This is a genomic window from Actinophytocola sp., from assembly GCF_036002505.1.
In the GTDB taxonomy this organism is placed as follows: Bacteria; Actinomycetota; Actinomycetes; order Mycobacteriales; family Pseudonocardiaceae; genus DASYTH01.
Genome location: NZ_DASYTH010000322.1, coordinates 1 through 23,143, shown reverse-complemented (window position 1 = coordinate 23,143; position 23,143 = coordinate 1). Strand labels below are relative to the sequence as shown.

2 protein-coding genes are annotated in these 23,143 nt (G+C 73.5%); both read right to left on the bottom strand.

Features of this window, described 5'->3' with window-relative positions; genetic code table 11:
• Nucleotides 1-18 precede the first annotated feature (18 nt).
• A complete protein-coding gene (locus tag VGR06_RS28070) occupies nt 19-13,836 on the bottom strand; it encodes an SDR family NAD(P)-dependent oxidoreductase (protein WP_414637348.1) in 13,818 nt (4,605 codons plus the stop codon).
• On the bottom strand, nt 13,779-23,143 hold a 9,365-nt coding region (locus VGR06_RS28065), incomplete at its 5' end, for a type I polyketide synthase (RefSeq protein WP_414637347.1). The genes VGR06_RS28070 and VGR06_RS28065, both read right to left, overlap by 58 nt.

Sequence of the window (23,143 nt, the reverse complement as noted above, 5' to 3'; positions counted from 1 at the left end):
TCCCGCGGGACTTCCCGATCAGTCCAAACGCGCCCGCAGGTAGTCGGCGAGCGCGGCCGGCGTGGGATGCTGGAAGATCACGACCGGGTCCAGGTCGAGGCCGGTGGCGGCGGCGAGGACGTTGCGCAGCTCCAGGGCGGTGAACGAGGAGAAACCGGCGTCGGTGAAGGTGCGCTCGGCGTTGACGTCGGTGGCGGAGGGGTGGTCGAGCACCGCGGCGGCGTGCGTGCGGATCAGGTCGAGCAGGATCGTGTGCCGCTCCCCGGCGTCCCGCTCGCACAGCGCGGACCTCAGCCGGTCGGCGGGATCGATGCCGTCGTCCGGGTCCGGGTCGGGGTCGTCGTGGCGAACCTCGGGCGCGCCGAGCCAGTAGCGTCTGCGCTGGAAGGGATAGCCGGGGAGGTCGGCGCCGGGGCCGGGGCCGAGCAGGGCGGGCCAGTCGACCGTGCCGCCGTTGACGTGCAGGCCGCCGAGGGCGGTGAGCAGGGTCTGGTCCTCGGGGCGGTCGGCGCGCAGGGCGGGGAGCAGGGTGGCCGTCCGGTCGAGACAGCCGGCGGTCAGGGCGGTGAGCACGGCGTCCGGGCCCACCTCGACGAACGTGCTGACGCCGAGGCGGTCCAGGGTGCGCACGCCGTCGAGGAAGCGGACCGGGTCGCGGGCGTGGCGAGCCCAGTAGCCCGGGGTGTACTCGGCGATCTCCCCGGTGCGGTTGGAGATCACCGGGATCTCCGGCGGTGCCAGCGGGATTCCGGCGGACACGCGGTCCAGCTCGCCGAGCGCACCGTCCATCGCGGGGGAGTGGAAGGCGTGGCCGACGCGCAGGCGTTTTGTCTTGCGCCCCAGGGTTCGCCAGTGCCGGGTGACCTCGGCGACCGCGCCGGCGTCCCCGGAGATCACCGTCGCTTGTGGACCGTTGACGGCGGCGACGGCGACGGTTTCCGGGAGAGAGGTGCGGACCTCCGCCTCGGTGGCCTGGATCGACACCATCGCGCCCGCGGGCGCGGACCGCATGAGCCGGCCGCGGGCGGCGACCAGAGTGGCGGCGCCGGGCAGGGTGAGCACGCCGGCCACGTGCGCGGCGGCCAGCTCGCCGATGGAGTGGCCGAGCAGATACCCGGGACATGGGCCGTAGTGCGTGAGCAGCCGGTAGAGCGCGACCTCGAAAGCGAACAGCGCCGCCTGGGTGTAGTCGGTCCGGTCGAGCAGCTCGGCGTCCCCGGACCTCGGCGGCGCGAAGATCACGTCGCGGAGCGGTCGGGTCAGGTGCGGGTCGAGGTGCCGGCACACCTCGTCGAGCGCCTCGGCGAACACCGGAAACCGTTGGTGCAGGGTGCGTCCCATGCCGGGCCGCTGGCTTCCCTGGCCGGTGAACAGGAACGCGGTGCGGCCGCCGGCCTCGCCGCCGGCCAGGTACGGGTCGCGCAGGCCGGCCGCCGCCTCCGCCCGGTCCCGGGCCACCACCACGGCGCGCCGGTCGAACACGGTGCGGGTGGCCAGGGTCCGGGCCACCGCGGCGAGATCCGAACCGGCGGTCACGGCCTTGTGCACGGTTTCGGCCAGGGCGCGCAGGGCGGCTTCGGACTTCGCCGAGAGCACCAGCGGCACGGGGAGCTCCCGGGGCTCGGCCGGGGTTTCGGCGAGCGTTCGGGCCTGTTCGAGGATGAGATGGGCGTTGGTGCCGGAGATGCCGAACGAGGACACCGCGGCGCGGCGGGGCGTCTCGCCGTCCGGCCACGGCCGTGCCTCGGTGAGCAGCGCCACCGGCCCGCTCGACCAGTCCACATGGGACGACGGGTCGCCGGCGTACAGCGTGGGCGGCAACATGTTGTGCCGCAGTGCCTGCACCATCTTGATGATCCCGGCCACCCCGGCCGCGGCCTGGGTGTGGCCGAGGTTGGACTTGACCGAGCCGAGCCACAGGGGGCGGCCCCGGTGCTGCCCGTAGGTGGCCAGGAGCGCCTGGGCCTCGATGGGGTCGCCGAGTACGGTGCCGGTGCCGTGCGCCTCCACCGCGTCGATGTCCGAAGTGGACAAGCCGGAGTTGGCCAGGGCCCGGCGGATGACGCGCTGCTGGGCGGGCCCGTTCGGTGCGGTGAGGCCGTTGCTGGCGCCGTCCTGGTTCACCGCGGAACCGCGGATCACCGCGAGGATCGGGTGGTTTCGGCGGCGTGCGTCGGAGAGCCGCTCCAGCAGGAGCAGCCCGGCGCCCTCGCCGAACCCGGTGCCGTCGGCGTCCCCGGCGAACGAGCGGCACCGGCCGGTGGGGGACAGCCCGCGCTGCCGGCTGAACTCCACGAACACGCCCGGCGTCGACAGCACGGTGACCCCGCCGGCCAGCGCCAGCGAGCATTCGTGCTGCCGCAGCGCGGTGATCGCGAGATGGCAGGCGACCAGTGAGGACGAGCAGGCCGTGTCCACGCTGACCGCCGGGCCCTCCAGGCCCAGGGTATAGGCGATCCGGCCGGAGGCGACGCTGGCCGCGCTGCCGCTGCCGAGGAACGGCTCGTACTCCGGCGGCGCGGTGCCCAATCGGGTCGCGTAGTCGCCGTACATGATCCCGGTGAACACGCCGGTCTCGGTGCCGCGCAGCGAGGTCGGGTCGATTCCGGCGTGCTCGGCGGCATGCCAGGCGGTTTCCAGCAGCAGCCGCTGCTGCGGGTCGGTGGCGGTGGCCTCGCGCGGGCTGATTCCGAAGAACGCGGCGTCGAACTCGTCGGCGTCGTACAGGAACCCGCCCTGGCGGGTGTAGATGGTTCCTGGGTGGTCCGGGTCGGGATGGTAGAGCGCGTCGAGGTTCCAGCCGCGGTTGGTGGGGAACGGGCCGATGGCGTCGACGCCGTCCCGGACCAGCCGCCACAGGTCGTCGGGGTGCTGGACGCCGCCGGGGAAGCGGCAGGCCATGCCGATGATCGCGATGGGCTCCCGGTCGACGACGTTCTCCGCGGTGGATGGTGGGACGACCCGGCTCACCGGGGCCGGTTCGAGGCGGGTTCGGATGTGCTCGGCCAGCGCGGCCGGCGTCGGGTGGTCGAAGACCGCGGTGGCGGCCAGGTGCAGCCCGGTGGCCGCGCGCAGCCGGTTCCGCAGCTCGACCGCGGTCAGTGAGTCGAAACCCAGGTCCTTGAACGGCTTTTCGGGGGCCACGCTGGCCGGCGCGGAGTGACCGAGCACGGCGCCCGCGGTGCGGCGCACCACGTCGAGCACGAGGATGGCCCGCTCGGCCGGTGGTGTGGCGGCGAGCCGGCCGGCCAGGTCGGCGGTCGCCTCCGGGCGGACCGGTGCGTCGACCAGGCCACGGAACAGGTGCGGCAGCGTGCCCGCCGCGGCGTGGGCACGCAGGGCGGGCAGCTCGAGCTTGACCGGAACCACGGCCGGTCCGGCCGTCAGCGCCGAGTCCAGAAGTGACAGTCCACTGTCGACAGACAATGGCGTGAGCCCGGTTCGCTGGTGGTTGGTCATTCGACTCGTCACGCCCCAGAGGCCCCAGGCGAGCGAGACCGCGGGCAGGCCGTGGTGGGCCCGGTGCTGGGCGAGCGCGTCGAGGAAGGCGTTGGCCGCGGCGTAGTTGGCCTGGCCCGCGCTGCCGAGCACGCCGGCCGCGGAGGAGAACAGCACGAACGCCGCCAGGTTCGACCCGGCGGTCAGCTCGTGCAGGTTCAGGGCAGAGAGGACCTTGGGGCGCAGCACGGTGTCCAGCCGCTCCGGGGTGAGCGACTGGAGGATGCCGTCGTCGAGCACGCCGGCCATGTGCACCACGGCGGTCAGCGGATGCTCGGCCGGCACGTCGGCCAGCAGTGCGGCCAGCGCCTCCCGGTCGGCGGCGTCGCAGGTGACGATCCGCGCGGTGGCGCCGGCCTTGTGCAGCTCCGCCACCAGGTCCGCGCCGCCCCCGCGCCGGCTCACCAGCAGCAGGTGCTTGACCCCGTGGGCGGCGACGAGATGCCGGGCCACGATCCGGCCCAGCGCGCCGGTTCCGCCGGTGATCAGCACCGTGCCGTCCGGATCGAGCCGGACCTTGTTGTCCGATGTGGACGATGGAGCCAGCCGGGGTGTGTGCGGCCGGCCGGAGCGTAGCGCGAGTTGTGGCTCGCCGGTGGCGACCGCCGCGGCCAGGGCGGCGGGGGTGGCGTGGTCGTCGAGGTCCAGCAACACGAACCGGTCGGGGTTCTCGGACTGCGCGGAGCGCACCAGGCCCCAGGTCGCGGCGCCGGCGAGGTCGGTCACGTCCGCGCCCGGTTCGGTGGCCACCGCGTTCCGGGTGAGCACGACCAGGCGGGAACCGCCGAGCCGCTCGTCGGCCAGCCATGCCTGGAGCAGGGCCAACATGCGGCGGGTGCGCTCCGGGACGCCGCCGCCGGTGTCCCCGGCGTGCAGCAGGACTTCCGGTGCCGGGGCGCCGTTGTCGAGCGCGGCCCGAAGCCCGGCCAGATCCGGGTAACCGTCGAGTCCTGGCTGGGGTGTACCGAGCGTGACCCAGCCGGTTGGCTCGGTGTGCGGGCCAGCGGGGATCACCGGCCAGTCCACCGTGTACAGCGGCAGTCGTGTCCCGGTGAGTTGCAGGTCGGGGGCCGGGCGGGTGGTCAACCGGTCGACGGTGACGACCGGCCGCCCGGACTCGTCGACCGCGGTGAGCGACACGGTGTTGTCTTCGACGGTGGTCAACCGCACCCGGAGGGCCGTGACCCCGGTGCGGTGCAGGGTCACTCCGGTCCAGGCGAAGGGGATGCGCAGGTCCGCGCCGCCCACGGTGTGCAGAGCGGCGTCGAGCAGCGCGGGGTGGATGGCGAACCCCTGGCTGTCAATGCCGTCGGGGAGAGCGACCTCGGCGTAGTGGTGCCGGCCGCCGGTCCACGCGGCGCGGAGCCCTTGGAACGTCGGCCCGTACTGGTAGCCGTGTCCAGCCAGCCGGGCGTAGTGCTGGTCGAGGTCGATCGGGGTGGCATCGCGGGGCGGCCACGGGAAGCCGGCGCCGGGTGCCGTGGGCGCCGCGAGGATCGCGGTGGCGTGGGTGGTCCAGCCGGTCTCGTCGGCCGGCCGGGCGTGGATGGTGACGTCGTGTCCCGAGTGGACGACCTGGAGTTGCCGCGTTTCGCCTGCGGTGAGGGTGAGCGGGGTGTGCAGGGTGAGCTCTTCGATCGACTCGGTCGTGACGTGCAGGGCGAGGTCGAGGAAGGCGGTGGCGGGCACCAGGACGGTGCCGAGGATGGCGTGGTCGGCGAGCCAGGGGTGGGTGCTGCGGGAGATCTGTCCGGTATAGACGGTGAGGTCGGTGCCGGCGGGTTGGATTGTGGCGTTGAGCAAGGGGTGCTGTGCGGGCGTGAGCCCGAGACCGGCGGTGTGCCGTGCCGGAAGCCAGTAGGTCCGGCGCTGGAACGGGTAGGTGGGCAGGTCGGGCAGCGCCCGACTCACCATGATCCGGTTCCAGTTCACTGGGACGCCGTTGACGTGGGCGTCGGCGAGGGAGAGCAGGAAGCGGTGCGGAGTGTCGTCGTCGCGGCGGAGGGTGCCGGTGGCGGTGCCGAGGGTGTGGGTGAGGACGGGATGGGGGCTGATCTCGATGTGGTGGTCGGCGTTGAGTTGGCGAATGGTGTGGTCGAAGAGGACAGGCTGGCGGAGGTTGCGGTACCAGTAGTCGGCGTCGAGGGTGGCGGTGTCGAGTGCGGTGCCGGTGACGGTGGAGTGGAATGGGATTTCGGCCGACCGGGGTTCGATGGCGGCGAGCGCCGGCAGGAGGTGCTCGCGCACGCGTTCGACGTGCGGTGTGTGAGAGGCGTAGTCGACGGGGATGCGGCGGGCGCGGACGTCGTGGGTGAGACAGTGGGTGAGCAGCCGGTTGAGGGCGTCGGGGTTGCCGGCGAGGACGGTGTGGGTGGGTCCGTTGACGGCGGCGATCCAGACACCGTCGGGTAGGTCGATGGCGTCCGCCGGTAGGGGAACCGAGAGCATGCCGCCGTGGCCGGTGAGGTGGGTGGCGATGGCTTGGGAGCGCAGGCAGACGATCCGGGCGGCGTCATGGAGAGACAGTCCGCCGGCGATGTGGGCGGCGGCGATCTCGCCTTGGGAGTGGCCGACCACCGCAGCGGGCCGCACCCCGAACGATTCCCAGAGCCGCGCGAGGGAGACCATGATCGCGAACAGCGCGGGTTGCACGACGTCCACCCGCTCCAGTGCTTCGGTGTCGCCGAGGACGTCGAGCAGCGACCAGTCACGGTACGGACCCAACGCCTCGGCGCAGGCGTCAAGATGCTCGGCGAAGACCGGGAACTCTTGGCGCAGCTGCAATCCCATGCCGGCCCATTGCGGGCCCTGACCGGGGAACACGAACACTGGCGCGATGCTCTCGGTGGCCTGCCCGGTGACGTGGTTGGCGGCCTGGTCGCCGCCGGCGAGGGAGTCGAGCCCGGCCAGCAACCCGCCGCGGTCGGCGGCCACCACCACGGCCCGGTGGTCGAACGTCGCGTTCGCCGCCAGACCGGCGGCCAGCTCGGCGGGTTCCAGGTCGGTGCGGGCGACGGTATAGCCGCGCAACTGGTCGGCGCGGGCCCGGAGCGCCCTGGGGGTACGGGCAGAGATCAGTACCGGCGCCGTCTGTCCACTTCGGATTTCCGCGGGTGCGTGCTCCGGCGCCTGCTCGATGATGACGTGGGCGTTGGTGCCGGAGATGCCGAACGAGGAGACGGCCGCGCGGCGTGCGGTGCCCGGCCAGGGACGGGTCTCGGTGAGCAACTGGACGGGTGTCGCCGACCAGTCGACGTGCGGGGACGGCTCGGAGATGTGCAGCGTCCTGGGCAACGTGCGGTGCCGCAACGCCTGCACCATCTTGATCACACCGGCCACACCGGCGGCCGCCAGTGTGTGGCCGATGTTGGACTTGATCGTGCCGAGCCAGAGCGGCCGGTCGCGGTTCTGGCCGTAGGTGGCTTGGAGTGCGTGGGCTTCGATGGGATCGCCGAGAGATGTGCCGGTGCCGTGGGCTTCGACGGCGTCGATGTCTGTTGTGGACAGTCCGGCGTTGGTGAGGGCCTGGCGGATGACGCGTTGCTGGGCGGGTCCGTTGGGGGCGATGAGTCCGTTGCTGGCGCCGTCCTGGTTGACCGCCGAACCGCGGACCACGGCCAGGATCGGGTGGCCGTGACGTTGCGCGTCGGAGAGACGCTCCAGCAACACCAACCCGGCACCTTCACCCCAGCCGGTGCCGTCTGCCTCCGCGGAGAACGCTTTGCACCGGCCATCGGCGGAGAGCGCCCGCTGCCGGCTGAACTCGATGAAGTTGGTCGGCCCGGCCATGACCGACACACCGCCGGCCAGGGTGAGGTCGCATTCGCCGGTCCGGAGCGCTTGGCTCGCCCAGTGCAGGGCCACCAGGGAGGAGGAGCAGGCGGTGTCCAGGCTGACCGCCGGGCCCTCCAGGCCGAGGGTGTAGGCGATCCGCCCGGACGCCACGCTGGCGGTGTTGCCGATGGACAGGTGGCCCTCGAATCCGTCTGTGACGGCGGCGTAGTCGCCGGTGATGATGCCGGTGAACACGCCGGTGTTGCTGCCGCGCAACGAGGTCGGGTCGATCCCGGCGCGTTCCACCGCCTCCCAGGCGGTTTCCAGCAGCAGCCGCTGCTGCGGGTCGGTCGCCGTCGCCTCGCGCGGGCTGATCCCGAAAAAGGCGGCGTCGAAGTCGCCTGCGTCATAAAGAAAACCACCCTGGCGGGCGTAGCTCGTGCCGGGATGGTCCGGGTCGGGATCGTAGAGCGCGTCCAGGTTCCAGCCGCGGTTGGTCGGGAATGGGCCGATGGCATCGACCCCGTCCCGGACGAGCCGCCACAGGTCCTCGGGACTCCTGACCCCGCCGGGAAAGCGGCAGGCCATACCGATGATCGCGATCGGTTCATCGGTGTGGCTCGCGGTGACCATGGCTGGGGCTCCGGCCGGGCCGGCCAGGTATTCGGCGACGGCGGTGGGCGTGGGATGGTCGAAGATCAGCGTGGCGGGCAGGGGCAGCCCGGTCGCGGTCGCGAGGCGGTTGCGCAGCTCGATCGCGGTCAGGGAGTCGAACCCCAGCTCGGTGAACAGCCGGGTCGCCCCGATTTTCGTCGCGTCGGTATGCCCCAGTACCACGGCGGCCTCGGCCCGGACCAGATCCAGCGGGGGCCGCTTCCGCTCCGGTCCGGCGATCCGCCGGGCCGGTGCCCGGACCTGGCTCCGCACCAGGGATCCCGGCAGCCGTGCGGGAACCAGTAGCGGGTCGGCGGATGTCAGCGCGGTGTCGAGGAGGCGGAGCGCCTCCGCGGTGGTGAGCGGGGTGATGCCGGCGCGGGCCAGCCGGGTGCGGTCCGCCTCGGTCAGGCGCGTGGCCAGGCCGGTGCCGTCCCACGGACCCCAGGCCAGCGACAGCGCGGGTAACCCCTGGGCGTGCCGGTGCTGCGCCAGGGCGTCGAGATAGGCGTTGGCCGCGGCGTACGCGCCCTGCCCGGCGTTTCCCAACACCCCGGCCACCGAGGAGAACAGCACGAACGCGGCCGGGTCGCGGTTGCGGGTCAGTTCGTGCAGGAGCCAGGCACTGTCTACTTTGGAGCGAAGGGTGGTGTGCAGGGCGTCGTCCGTCAGCGTGTGCAGCGGGCCGTCCCCGGCCGTGCCGGCCAGATGGATCACCGCGGCCAGCTCGGGGATCGACCACAGCAGCGTGGCCACGGCGTCCCGGTTGGCCAGGTCGCAGGCCACCACCCGGACCCGGGCGCCCAACTCGGCGAGCTCGCCGGCCAGTTCGGTGGCGCCCTCGGCTCGCTCGCCCTGCCGGCTGGCGAGCACCAGCTCGCGCACTCCGTGCCGGGTGACCAGATGCCGGGCGAGGTGCCGGCCGAGTGCGCCGGTGCCGCCGGTGACCAGGACCTGTCCCTCCACAGTGGACGGGATGGTGAGCACGAGCTTGCCGGTGTGCCTGGCCTGGCTGAGGAACCGGAACGCCTCGGACGCCCGCCGGACATCCCAGGCGGTGACCGGCAGCGGCCGCAGCACGCCGGCGTCGAACAGCTTCACCACCGTGATCAGCATGTCCTGGATTCGTTGTGGCCCGGCTTCGAGCAGGTCGAACGCCCGGTAGGCGACGCCGGGGTGCGCGGCGGCCACCTCGCCGGCTGCCCGGATGTCGGTCTTGCCCAGCTCCAGGAACCGCCCGCCGCGGGGGAGCAGCCGCAGCGACGCGTCCACGAACCCCCCCGCCAGTGAGTTCAGCACCACGTCGACCCCGGCACCCCCGGTCGCCGTCCGGAACCTCGCCTCGAAGTCCAGCGTGCGGGATCCGGCGAGGTGCCGCTCGTCCAGGCCGAACCCGTGCAGCGCCGGCCATTTCGCCGGGCTCGCGGTGCCGAACACCTCCGCACCCAGGTGTCGCGCCAGCTGCACCGCGGCCAGCCCGACGCCGCCGGCCGCCGAGTGCACCAGCACCGACTCACCGGGCCGCACGCCGGCGAGATCCACCAGGCCGTGGTAGGCGGTCAGGAACACGACCGGCACCCCGGCCGCCTGGGCGAACGACCAGCCGGCCGGCATCCTCGTCACGAGCGCCCGTTCGGTGATCGCGACCGGGCCGACGCCGCCGGAGAGCAGGCCGAAGACCCGGTCCCCGGTGGCGAGATCGGCCACCCCCGGCCCGGTCTCGAGCACGATGCCGGCACCCTCGCTACCGATCAGCGCCGCATCCGGGTACCGGTCCAGGGCGATCAGCGCGTCGCGGAAGTTCAGCCCGGCCGCGCGGACCGCCATCCGCACCTCGCCCGGGCGCAGCGGCCGGGCCGCGTCGGGATGCTCGACCAGCGCCAGGTTCGTCAGCGTGCCGGGCGCGGTGGTGTCGAGGTGCCACAGCCCGCCGGCCGGCACCGGCAACGCGCCGGCGACCGGGGCGAGCCGGGGAACGTGCGGGACGCCGTCGCGGATGGTGACCTGGGGCTCGCCGGTGCCGACGGCGGCGTCCAGCGCGTCCGGGGTGGTGGCGGCCTCGATGTCCACAACGGACACCCGACCCGGGTGCTCGGCGGCCGCGGTGCGGACCAGTCCCCACAGCGTGGCCGCCGCAGGGTTGGGCACCGGATCGCCCGGCCGGGCGGCGACCGCGCCGCGGGTGAGCAGAACCAGCCGGCCGCGGTCCTCGGCGACCCAGTCGCGCAGCAGGCCGAGCGCGCGCCCGGCGACCTCGTGCGCGGCGGCCGCGTCCGGCCCGGGGTCGAGGAAGGGCACGGACAGCACCGCCCGTTGCGCCCCGGGCGGTTCGGGGTTCGCGGCCGGCACCGGGATCCAGTCCACTGTGTACAGTGGTGCTGCCTCGGCGGCCGGCAGCTCGCGCAGGGCAAGGGATTCGATCGAGGCGACCGGTGCTCCGCCGGGGTCCGCGACGAGCAACGACACCGTGTCGCCGGATCGCCTGATGCGAACCCGCAGGCGGGTCGCGCCGGTGGCGTGCAACGCGATGCCGGTGCAGGAGAACGGCACCGTCGGTGCTCCCTCGTTGGTCAGCAGCAACGGGTGCAGCGCCCCGTCGAGGAGCGCGGGATGGACGCCGAACCGGCCGGCCTCGGCCCGCAACTCGTCCGGTAGCTCGACCTCCGCGTAAAGGTCGTCGCCGGCCGTCCAGGCCGCGCGCAGTCCTCGGAACGACGGGCCGTACCGGTAACCGCGTGCGTCGAGCCGGTCGTAGGCCCCGGCGAGATCGAGCGGGATCGCCCCGGCCGGCGGCCACTCGCCCAGCTGGTCGGGCGGGGTGGTCGCGGCGTCCTGGCTCAGCCGCGCTCTGGCATGCCGGACCCAGTCGCCGCCGTCCTGTCTACTGTGGATATTCAGGTCGCCGTGCTGGTCCAGCACGATCTCGAGTTGCCGGCCGGTGCTGTCGACCGGGAGCGGCGCCTCGAGGGTCAGCTCGGCGACGCGCAGCCCGCCGGCGTGCTCGGCGACGTGGACCGCGAGGTCGATCAGCGCGGTGGCGGGCAGCAGCACGGTGCCGGCGACGGCGTGCTGGGCGAGCCACGGCTGGGTGGCCGTGGACAGCCAGCCGGTGAACACCGTGCGGCCCTCGCCGGCCAGCTCCAGGGTGGCGCCGAGCAGCGGGTGCCCGGCGGTGCGCTGGCCGAGCCGCTCGGCGGTGACGGCCGGGCGCCGGGTGAGCCAGAACCGCTGGCCCTGGAAGGGATACGTGGGCAGGTCGACCCGGGTGGCGCCGGGCAGCACGGCGCGCCAGTCGACCCCGGCACCGCGGTTGTGCAGCTGGGCGACCGTGGACAGCAGCGCGCGGTCCTCCTCGTGGTCACGGCGCAGGGCCGGCAGGAACAGCGTGTCCCCGGGGGCGCCATCCTGTGCCAGCACGGTGAGCGCGCCGTCCGGGCCCAGCTCCACGAACGTGCGGACCCCCTGTGCCGCCAGCGTTCGCACGCCGTCGTGGAACAGCACCGGCTCGCGGACCTGCCGCACCCAGTGGTCCGGGTCGGCCAGCTCCCCGGTCACCAGCCGCCCGGTCAGCGTCGACACGATCGGAATCGCCGGTGTGCCCAGCGAAACACGCCGCAGGGCGGCGCGGAACCTGGCCAGCATCGGCGCCATCAGCGGCGAGTGGAACGCGTGGCTGACGGGCAGCCGGCGGGTCCGGTGACCGGCCGCGGCAAGCTCACCGGCGAGACGCAGCACGGTCGGCTCGGCGCCGGAGATCACCACCGAGGCCGGGCCGTTCACCGCGGCGAGGGCGGCGTCCTCGTGGCCCGCCAGCAGCGGCAGCACCGTGCCGGGGCCGGCGGCGACCGAGATCATGGCGCCACCCGGCGGAAGCGCCTGCATCAGCTGGGCGCGGGCCGAGACCAGCGTGCACGCGCCGGGCAGGCTCAGCACCCCGGCCACGTGCGCGGCGGCCACCTCACCGATCGAGTGGCCCAGCAGGAGATCCGGTCGCACCCCCCACGACTCCAGCAGCCGGAACAGCGCCACCTCGAGGGCGAACAGCGCCGGCTGGGCGTGGCCGGTCTGGTTCAGGTCGACCGTGCCGCCGAACACGCCCCGAGGCGAAAGTCCCAGCAGGGCACAGGTTTCGTCGAACGACTCGGCGAACACGCCGAACCGCTCGTGCAGCCGGCGGCCCATGCCGGCGCGCTGACCGCCCTGTCCGGAGAACAGGTACGCGACCTTGCCGTCCGGGTCCGTGGTGGTACGGAGCACCTCCGGCGCCGGCTCGCCCGCCGCCAGCGCGGCGAGGGTTCGCTCGAATCCGGCGCGGTCTTCCGTCACGATCGCTGCCCGGTGTTCGAACCGGGTTCTCGTGGTGGCCAAGGAGAAAGCGACGTCGGCGGGTGCGCCGGGGAGGTCTCGCAGCCGGCCGGCCTGTGCCCGCAGCGCCGGTTCGGTGCGGGCCGACAGCATCCACGGGACCGGACCGGTGACCGGCGCGTTCGTGGTTTTGTCGGGTGCGGGCGCCTCTTCGATGATCACGTGTGCGTTGGTGCCGCTGACGCCGAACGAGGACACGCCGGCCCGGCGCGGAATGTCGTTGCGTGGCCACGGTTTCGGCTCGGTCGCGAGCGCCACCGAGCCGGCCGTCCAGTCCACGTGCCGGCTCGGCGCGTCCACGTGCAGCGTGGGCGGGATCTCCTCGCGCTGCAGCGCCATGATCATCTTGAGCAGGCCGGCGACGCCCGCGGCGGCCTGGGTGTGGCCGAGGTTGGACTTGACCGAGCCCAGCTGGAGCGGGCGGTCGCGGCGCCGGCCGTAGGTGGCGATGAGCGCGTGCGCTTCGATGGGGTCGCCGAGGGTGGTACCGGTGCCGTGCGCCTCCACCACCCCGATGTCCGAAGTGGACAGATCGGCGTTGGTCAGCGCGGCGCGGATGACCCGCTCCTGCGCCGGGCCGCTCGGCGCGGTGAGGCCGTTGCTGGCCCCGTCCTGGTTCACCGCCGTGCCTCGGATCACCGCGAGCACCGGGTGCCGGTGGCGGACCGCGTCGGAGAGCCGTTCCACCAGCAGCAGACCGGCGCCCTCGGCGAACCCGGTGCCGCCGGCGCTCTCGGCGAACGAGCGGCAGCGCCCGTCGGGGGAGAGCCCGCCCTGCCGGCTGAACTCGGTGAACAGCGCCGGCGTGGCCAGGACGGTCACCCCGCCGGCCAGGGCGAGCCCGCACTCCCGGCGCCGCAACGCCTGCACCGCGAGGTGCAGGGCGACCAGCGACGACGAGCAGGCGGTGTCCACGGTGACCGCCGGTCCCTCCAGCCCGAACGTGTAGGCGACGCGGCCGGAGGCGAGGCTGGTCGTGTTGCCGGTCAGCAGGAAGCCTTCCACCTCGGGCGGCGTCTCCGCCGGGCGCGGCGCGTAGTCCTGCGCGATCACCCCGACGTAGACGCCGGTGTCGCTGCCGCGCAGGGACTCCGGCAGGATTCCGGCGGACTCGACGGCCTCCCAGGTGATCTCCAGCAGCACGCGCTGCTGCGGGTCCATCGTCTCGGCTTCGCGCGGGCTGATGCCGAAGAAGTCCGCGTCGAACCGGTCCGCGCCGGCCAGGAAGCCCCCCTTGTCCACAGTGGACTTATCGAGGATGTCGCCCCAGCCGCGGTCGGCGGGGAAATCGCCGATCGCGTCGCGGCCGGTGGACACCAGCTCCCACAACTGCTCCGGTGAGGCCACTCCGCCGGGGAAGCGGCAGGCCATGCCGATGATCGCGACCGGCTCACGGTCGCGCTCCTCCAGCTCGCGGACCCGCTGGTTGGCTTGGCGCAGGTCCGCGGTGGCCCGCCGGAGATAGTCGCGGAGCTTGTCCTCGGTGTTCAACCTGGGGCGCCTCCCCGGGCCCTGCCGAGCTCGTTGTCCAGTGCGTCGAACAATTCCTCGTCGCTCGCCGCGGCGAGGTCGCCGGTGTTCTCGCCGGTGAGGCCCTGCCAGCGGGAGAGCAGCGACCGCAGCCGCGCGGTGACCCGATCGTCCGGCCGGACCGTGGGCAGCGCCGCCTCGATCCGGTCCAGCTCGGCAAGCAGCGCGCCGGCGGGGTCGGGTGCCAACCGCTCCCGCAGGTGACCGGCGACCGCGGCCGGCGTGGGGTGGTCGAACACCAGCGTGGCCGGCAGCCGCAGTCCGGTCGCCGCGGCCAGCCGGTTGCGCAGCTCCACCGCGGTCAGCGAGTCGAAACCCAGGTCCTTGAACGCTTTCGCCGGATCCACCGCGGTGGCCGCGGTGTGGCCCAGCACCGTGGCCGCGTGGGCGCGCACCAGCTCGTCCAGGTCCGCTATGTCCACGGTGGAATCGGTGGCGACCCGTGGCGACTGGACGAGGTTGCGTAGCAGCGGAGGGATCTCGCCGGATCGCAACGCCGGCAGGTCCAGCAGAACCGGGAGGAGCGTGGGCCGGTCGCCGGCGCGGGCGCGGTCGAACAGGGTGAGGCCGAGCGGAGTGGGGACGGCCGCGAGCCCGGACCGCCGCAGCCGGGCCACGTCGGCGGCCGGCATCCCGCGGGTCATCGCGCTCGCGTCCGCCCACAGTCCCCAGCCGAGCGAGACGGCCGGCAGCCCGGCGCGGGCCCGGTGCGCGGCGAGCGCGTCCAGGAATGCATTGGCGGCCGCGTAGTTGGCCTGCCCGGCGGTGCCGAGCGTGCCGGCCGCCGAGGAGAACAGCACGAACTCGGCGAGATCGAGGTCGCGGGTCAGCTCGTGCAGGTGCCAGGCACCGTCGACCTTGGGGCGCAGCACCGCGTCGAGCCTCTCCGGGGTCAGCGACCCGACCACGCCGTCGTCGAGCACCCCCGCGGCGTGCACCACCGCGGTGAGCGGGTGCGCAGCCGGGATCGCCGCCAGCAGCCCGGCCAGCGCGGCCCGGTCGGCAACATCGCAGGCCGCGAGGATCACGTTGGCGCCCAAGGCCTCGAGCTCCGTTGCGAGCTCGGTGCCCACTCCGCTCCGGCTGGTCAGCACGAGGTGCCGGATGCCGTGCTCGACCATGAGGTGGCGGGCGACGCGGCTGCCCAGCCCGCCGGCGCCACCGGTGATCAGCACGGTTCCCGCGGGGTCCATTGTGGACGGAATGGTGAGGACGATCTTGCCGGTGTGCCGGGCCTGGCTCAGGTGGCGCAGCGCCTCCGGGGCGCGCCGGATGTCCCATGCGGTGACCGGAAGCGGTGGCAGCATGCCGGATTCGAACAGCTCGCGCAGTGTGCCGAGCATCTCGAGGATGCGGTCCGGGCCGGCGTCCATCAGGTCGTAGGCCCGGTACCGGATTCCCGGGTGGTCCTCGGCGACCCGGTCCGGATCACGCCGGTCGGTCTTGCCCAGTTCGAGGAACCGGCCGCCCGGGCCCAGCAGCCGCAGCGATGCGTCGACGAACTCCCGGGCCAGGGAGTTCAGCACGACGTCCACCGGCCGGCCCATGGTGGCCCGGAAGTGCTCCTCGAACTCGAGCGTGCGGGACGAGGCGAGGTGGTCGTCGTCCAGTCCGAGCGCGCGCAGCGTCGCCCACTTGCCCGGGCTCGCGGTGGCGAAAACCTCGACGCCCCAATGCCGCGCCAGGTGCAGCGTGGCGAGCCCGACGCCGCCGGTGGCCGCGTGCAGCAGCAGTCGCTGACCCGGTTCGAGGCCGGCCAGGTCGACCAGTCCGTAGTAGGCGGTCAGGTAGGCGACCGGCGCGGCGGCGGCCTGCGCGAACGACCAGCCCGTGGGCATCCGGACCAGCATCCGCCGGTTGGTGACCGCGACCGGCCCGACCCCGGTCTCCAGCAGGCCCAGCACCCGGTCGCCCGGTGCGAGGCCGGTGACGTCCGGTGCCACCTCGAGCACGACCCCGGCGGCCTCCCCGGCCGCCGGCCGGCCGTCGTCGGGCACCAGGTTCAGCGCCCGCATCACGTCGCGGAAGTTCAGGCCCGCGGCCCGGACCCCTACCCGGACCTGCCCGGGCGCCAACGGTTCCAGCGCTTCCGGGTTCGGTTCGAAGGCCAGGTCGTCCAGCGAGCCCGAGCCGCGCAGGGTCAGCCGCCAGCTCGGCGCACCGTCCACAGGAGACTTACCTGGGTGGGCGCGGTCGAGCCGTGGCACGTGGATCCCGCCTTCCCGCACCGCGAGCTGCGGTTCACCGGTGGCCAGCGCGGCGGCGACGGCGGCCGGGGTGTTCGGGTGGCCGTCGAGGTCGAGCAGCACGAACCGGCCGGGGTGCTCGGTCTGCGCCGAGCGGAGCAGGCCCCAGACCGCGGCGGCAGCCGGATCGACCTTGTCGCCGGGATGGGTCGTGACCGCGCCGCGGGTGAGGACGACCAGCCGCGCGGCGGTGAGCCGGTCCTCGGCGAGCCAGGCCCGGACCAGGTCGAGCGCCTGCCCGAGCGCGGCCCGGGTCCGTGCCGGCTCGTCGTCCCCGGGATCGGGCATGATCGTGGCCAGCACGATCTCCGGTGCGGTGGCGGCGATCGCGGCAAGATCGGGGCGGATCTCGACGCCGACGCCGGCTTCGTGCAGGGCGCCACCAATCGAGAGGAGGTCCGGAGCCAGGACCGCCCACGGGCGCGCCGGCCGGGGTCGGGCCATCGGTTCGAGGACCGGCCAGTCCACTGTGTACAGCGGTGGCCGCGCGGTGAGCTGCTGCTGGGTGACCGGGCGGGTGGTCATGGCGCCGATCGTGAGAACGGGCTCGCCGCCGGTGCCGGTCATGGTCAGCGCCACGCCGCCGCCGTCGAGCGTGGTGAGGCTGACGGAGGCGGCGGTGGCGGCCGGCTTGTGCAGCCGGATGTCGCTGAACGAGAACGGGATGCGCAGGTCGTCCCCGAGCGCCAGAACGTGCAGCGCGGCGTCGAGAAGAGCCGGGTGGACGGCGAACCCTGTGCTGCCAACGCCTTCGGGCAGGGCGACGTCGGCGTAGTGGTACCGGCCGCCGGTCCAGGCGGCGCGGAGGGCGCGGAACGCGGGACCGTACTGGTAACCGCGGTCGGCGAGACCCTCGTACAGCCGGTCGAGGTCCAGCGGTGTGGCGGACGGCGGGCGGGAACCGTCTACTTTGGACTTCTGGGTGCCCGTGCCGACGGTGGCGGTGGCGTGGGTGGTCCACTCGGCGTCGTCGGGCCGGGAGTGGATGGTGAGTGTGTCTCCCGCGCGGACGACCTGGAGCTGGGTGGCCTGGTCGCCGGTGAGGGTGAGCGGGCTGTGCAGGGTGAGCTCGTCGAGGGTGCCGCCGGCCGCGTGCAGAGCGAGGTCGAGGAAGGCGGTGCCGGGCAGGAGAACGGTGCCGAGGATGGCGTGGTCGGCGAGCCAGGGGTGGGTCGTGCGGGAGATCTGTCCGGTGTAGACGGTGGTGCCGGTGCCAGCGGGTCGGATCGCGGCGCTGAGCAACGGGTGCTGTGCGGGGGTCAGCCCGAGATCACGAGCGTCGGTGATCTCGGGCGTGGCGTCGAGCCAGAAGCGCTGGCGCTGGAAGGGATAGGTCGGCAGCTCGAGGTGGCCAGGCTGGCGCGGGAGCAGGGGTGACCAGTCGACCGTGACGCCGTTGACGTGGGCCTCGGCAAGTGACAGCAGGATCCGCCGGACCGTGTCCTCGTCGCGGCGGAGGGTGCCGGTGGCGGCGTCGAGGGTGTGGGTGAGGACGGGATGGGGGCTGATCTCGATGTGGTGGGCGGCGTTCAACGCCCGGATGGTGCGTTCGAGCTGAACCGGTTGGCGGAGGTTGCGGTACCAGTACCCGGCATCGAGGGTGGCGGTGTCAAGTCGGGTGCCGGTGACGGTGGAGTGGAACGGGATCTCGCCCGACTGGGGCCGGATGTCGGCCAGTACGTCGAGCAGGTGCTCGTGAACGCGTTCGACGTGTGGAGTGTGGGAGGCGTAGTTCACCGGGATGCGGCGGGCATCGACGTCCCGGGCGAGCATCCGGTCGAGGACATCAGGACTGCCGGCGACGACCGTGCTGGTGGGGCCGTTGACGGCGGCGATCCAGACGCCGTCGGGTAAGTCGAGCTCGTCGGCGGGCTGTGGCACGGACAGCATGCCGCCCCGGCCGGTGAGATGCGCGGCGATGGATTGGGAGCGCAGGCAGACGATCCGGGCGGCGTCATCGAGCGTGAGTCCACCGGCGATGTGGGCGGCGGCGATCTCACCCTGCGAGTGGCCCACCACCGCGGCGGGTCGTACACCGAACGATTCCCAGAGCCGGGCAAGCGAGACCATGATCGCGAACAGTGCGGGCTGCACGATGTCCACCCGCTCCAGCGCTTCCGCATCACCGAGGACGTCAGGTAGCGACCAGTCGCAGTGCTGGCGCAGGGTCTCGGCGCAGGCGTCGAGGTGCTCGGCGAAGACCGGGAATTCCTGGCGCAGCCGCAATCCCATGCCGGCCCATTGGGATCCTTGACCGGGAAACACGAACACCGGTGCGACAGCTTCGGGGGTCTGTCCGGTGATCAGATTGGCTGCGGGCCTGCCGGTCGACAGTGCATCCAGTCCGACCAGCAGTTCGCCGCGGTCGGTGGCGACCACCACGGCGCGGTGCTCGAACCCGGTACGGCACATCAGTGCGGCGGCGAGGTCCGCCGGGTCCACGTCGAGGGCAGCCTCGCGCAACCGCCCGGCCTGGGCCCTCACCGCCTCCGGCGTCCTACCGGAGATCACGAACGGCTGTACCGGGCCGACTTGTCGTGGGAACTTCCCGCGACAAGACGGACCTGTCGTGGGAACTTCCCGCGACAAGTCGGTCATCGACCGGAGGTGGTCGTCCGGGGGCTCTTCGATGATCACGTGGGCGTTGGTGCCGCTCACGCCGAACGAGGAGATTCCGGCCCGGCGCGGGGTTTCGCCGCGTGGCCAGGGGCGGCGCTCGGTGAGCAGCGACACGGTGCCGGTGGACCAGTACACGTGGGGTGAGGGCTCGGCGGCGTGCAGGGTCGGCGGCAGCTCTCCGTGGCGCAGCGCCACGATCATCTTGATCAGCCCGGCGACGCCGGCCGCGGCCTGGGTGTGGCCGATGTTGGACTTGACCGAGCCGAGCCACAGCGGGCGCTGCCGGTTCTCGCCGTAGGTGGCCAGGAGTGCCTGGGCTTCGATGGGGTCACCGAGTGCGGTTCCGGTGCCGTGTGCCTCGACGGCGTCGATGTCGCTAGTGGACAGTCCGGCGTTGGTGAGGGCCTGGCGGATGACGCGTTGCTGGGCGGGTCCGTTGGGGGCGGTGAGTCCGTTGCTGGCGCCGTCCTGGTTGATCGCGGAGCCGCGGATCACGGCCAGGATCGGGTGGCCGTGGCGCTGCGCGTCGGAGAGGCGCTCCAGTAGTACCAGGCCGGCGCCTTCGCTCCAGCCGGTGCCGTCGGCGTTGGCGGAGAACGCTTTGCACCTTCCGTCGGCGGAGAGCGCTCGCTGCCGGCTGAACTCCACGAACGTCCGGGGCGTCGCCATGACCGTGACGCCGCCGGCCAGGGTGAGGTCGCATTCGCCGGTCCGGAGCGCTTGGCTCGCCCAGTGCAGGGCCACCAGGGAGGAGGAGCAGGCGGTGTCCAGGCTGACCGCCGGGCCTTCCAGGCCGAGGGTGTAGGCGATCCGCCCGGACGCCACGCTGCCGGTGTTCCCGGTGAGAAAGAACCCTTCGAGCCCGTCCGGCGCGTGCGGCACCCGGCCGCCGTAGTCGTGGTACATGATGCCGGTGAACACGCCGGTGTTGCTGCCGCGCAACGAGGTCGGATCGATCCCGGCGCGTTCCACCGCCTCCCAGGCGGTTTCCAGCAGCAGCCGCTGCTGCGGGTCGGTGGCGGTGGCCGCCCGCGGGCTGATCCCGAAGAAGGCGGCGTCGAACTCGCCCGCGTCGTACAGGAAACCGCCGTGCCGGGTGTAGCTGGTGCCGGCGTGGTCCGGATCGGGATGGTAGAGCGCGTCGAGGTTCCAGCCGCGGTCGGTGGGAAACGGCCCGACGCCGTCGACGCCGTCCCGCACCAGCCGCCACAGGTCCTCGGGGCTCTTGACCCCGCCGGGAAACCGGCAGGCCATGCCGACGATCGCGATCGGCTCATCGCTGCGGGTCGGGGTGATCGTGGCCGGAGCCGGCGTGGTGCCGGTGTGGAGGCCGGCCAGATGCTCGGCGACCGCGATGGGCGTGGGGTGGTCGAAGGTCAGCGTGGCCGGCAGGTCCAATCCGGTGGCCTCGGCCAGCCGGTCCCGCAGTTCGATACCGGTCAGGGAGTCGAAGCCCAACTCGGTGAACGGCCGGCCGGCCCCGATCGCGTCCGCGTCCGGGTGGCCGAGCACCGTGGCCGCCTCGGTCCGCACCGCGTCCAGCAGCGCCCGGTTCCGTTCCGCGGCCGGCAGGTTGGCGAGCCGGGTGGGCGCGTCCGGGCGCCGGGTGAGATCCAGCCGCGCCGGGATCAGGAACGGTTCGCCAGCGTCGAGCGCGGTGTCGAGCAGGGCAAGACCTTCGGCGGCGGTGAGGGGTGTGAGGCCGGTACGGGTGAGCCGGGCCCGGTCGGCGGCGGATAAACCCGCGGCCATGCCGGCGCCGTCCCAGGGCCCCCAGGCCAGCGACAGCGCGGGCAGCCCGAGGGCGTGGCGGTGCCGGGCGAGCGCGTCGAGGTAGGCGTTGGCGGCGGCGTAGGGCGCCTGGCCTGCGTTGCCCAACACCCCGGCCACCGAGGAGAACAGCACGAACGCGGCCAGCTCGCGGTCGCGGGTCAGCTCGTGCAGGTGCCACGCACCGTCCACTTTGGGCCGCAGCACGGCGTCCACCCGCTCCGGGCGAAGCGTTTCGGCCAGCCGGTCATCCACCACGCCGGCCAGGTGGACGACCGCGGTGAGCGACGGCACGGAGGCGACCAGGGTGGCCACCGACGCCCGGTCCGCGACGTCGCACGCGGCCACCGCGACCGAGACGTCCGAAGTGGACAGATCGGCGACCAGCTCGGCCATGCCGGGTGCGCCCGCGCCGCTCCGGCTCACCAGCAGCAGCCGCCGGACCCCGTGTGCGGCAACGAGATGCCGGGTGACGAGCCGCCCGAGCGCACCCGCGGCGCCGGTGACCAGCACCGTGCCCGCCGGGTCGAGCACCCGGTTCGTGCGGGTCACGGCGGCGGGCACGAGCCGTGGTGCGTGGCAGGTGTCCCCGCGGACGGCCACCTGCGGCCGGCCGGAGGCGACGGCCGTGGCCAGCGCCCCGGGGGTGGCGTCGTCATCGAGATCCACCATGGCGACCCGGCCCGGGTGCTCGGCCTCGATGGCCCGGCACAGACCCCAGAGCGCGGCGCCGGCCAGGTCGTCCGGCGCCGCACCCGGGCCCACCGCACCCGCGGTGAGCAGCACCAGGCGGGAACCGGCGAACCGCTTGTCCGCCAGCCATTCCCGCACCAGATCGAGCGTCGCGTGCACGGCGGCCCGCACCGGCCCGGCGTCCGGGCCGCCCCGCTGCGCCGGCACGAACACGACGTCCGGAACCTTTTCCGCCACCGTGGCGAGATCTGTATGGGAGGTCGCCCCGGCCAGCTCGGCGAGCCGGCTGTCCGCACCGAGCAGCACCGAGCGCCGCGGGCTGGCCGGCACCCGATCCAGCGCCGGCCAGTCCACTGTGTACAGATCAGCCGGTGGGGCGGGCCCGTCCCGGGGAACGGCCGGCACGTCCAGCCAGTACCGCCGGCGCTCGAACGGGTAACCGGGCAGGTCGGTGAGCGGGCCCGGAACCGTTGGCGGCGCGGCGGAGCAGCCGTGGGTGAGCAGGCTGGCTGCGGCGCCGAGCACGCTTTCCACCTCGGGCCGGTCCCGGTGCAGCGCCGCCACGGTGACGGCCGGCTCGGGCAGCGTGCCGAGCGTACGGTCCGGGCCCAGCTCCAGGCAGGCGGTGATCCCGTCGCGCGCCAGCGCGTCGAGGTCGACCGCGTCGGTCTCCGTGTCCGCCTCGGTGTGAGCAGCGACCAGGGCGCAGGCGTCCGGCAGGCTTAGCTCGCCGGCGAGATATGCCGCTGACACCTTGCCCACCGAGTGTCCGATCAGGACGTTCGGACGTAGTCCCCAGTGCTCGAACAGCCGGAACAAGGCCACGTGCAGGGCGAACAGCGCCGGCTCGGGCAGGTGCGGATCCAGCCCGGCGCACACGTCGTCCAGGGCGCCGGCGAACACCGGGAAACGCCCGGCCAGCTCCCGGCCCGTGCCCACCCGCTGGCCTTGGCCGGTGAACACGACCGCGAGCTTCGGCGCATCGCCGGCGGCACCCACGAAGGCGGATGGGTGAGGGGTGCCGCCGGCGAGCGCCCGCAACGCGGGCAGCATGTCCCGTGTCGAGCCCCCGATGACCACCGCCCGGTGGTCGAACCTGGCCCGGTGGGCCAGCGTGTTCGCAATCGCCGCCGTCGGCGTGTCCGGTGTGGACTCGAGGTGTTCGGCGAGTCGCTTTGCCTGCGCGCACAGGGCCGTGGGGGAGCGGGCCGTGATGATCCAGGGCTGCGGACCGGAAACCACCGGCGCGACCTCGCCCGTGGCCGGGCTCTGTTCGACGATCACGTGCGCGTTGGTGCCGGCAAGGCCGAACGAGGAAACCCCGGCCCGGCGCGGAGTTCCGGTGTCCGGCCAGGGCTGCGGCTCGGTGAGCAGGTCGACCGCCCCGGACGTCCAGTCCACGTGCGGGGTCGGTTCGGTCACGTGCAGGGTTGCCGGCAACCGGTTGTGGCGCAACGCCAGGATCACCTTGATGATCCCGGCGACCCCGGCCGCGGCCTGGGTGTGCCCCAGGTTCGACTTGACCGACCCCAGCCACAGCGGGCGTTCCCGGTCCGGCCCGAACACGCTCAGCAGGGCATTGGCCTCGATGGGGTCGCCCAGCGTGGTGCCGGTGCCGTGCGCCTCCACCACCTCGATGTCCGAAGTGGACAGTCCGGCACTGGCCAGGGCCGCGCGGATCACCCGCTCCTGCGCCGGACCGTTCGGCGCGGTCAACCGGCCGCTGGTGCCGTCCTGGTTCACCGCCGAGCCCCGGATCACCCCGAGGATCCGGTGGCCGTGCCGGCGCGCGTCGGACAACCGCTCCAGCAGCAGCAGCCCGGCGCCCTCGGACCAGCCGGTGCCGTCCGCGGTGGCCGAGAACGACCTGCACCGCCCGTCCGGGGACAACCCGCGCTGCCGGCTGAACTCCACGAACGTGGTCGGCGTCGCCATCACCGTGACCCCGCCGGCCACCGCCAGGTCGCACTCACCCGACCGCAACGCCTGCCCGG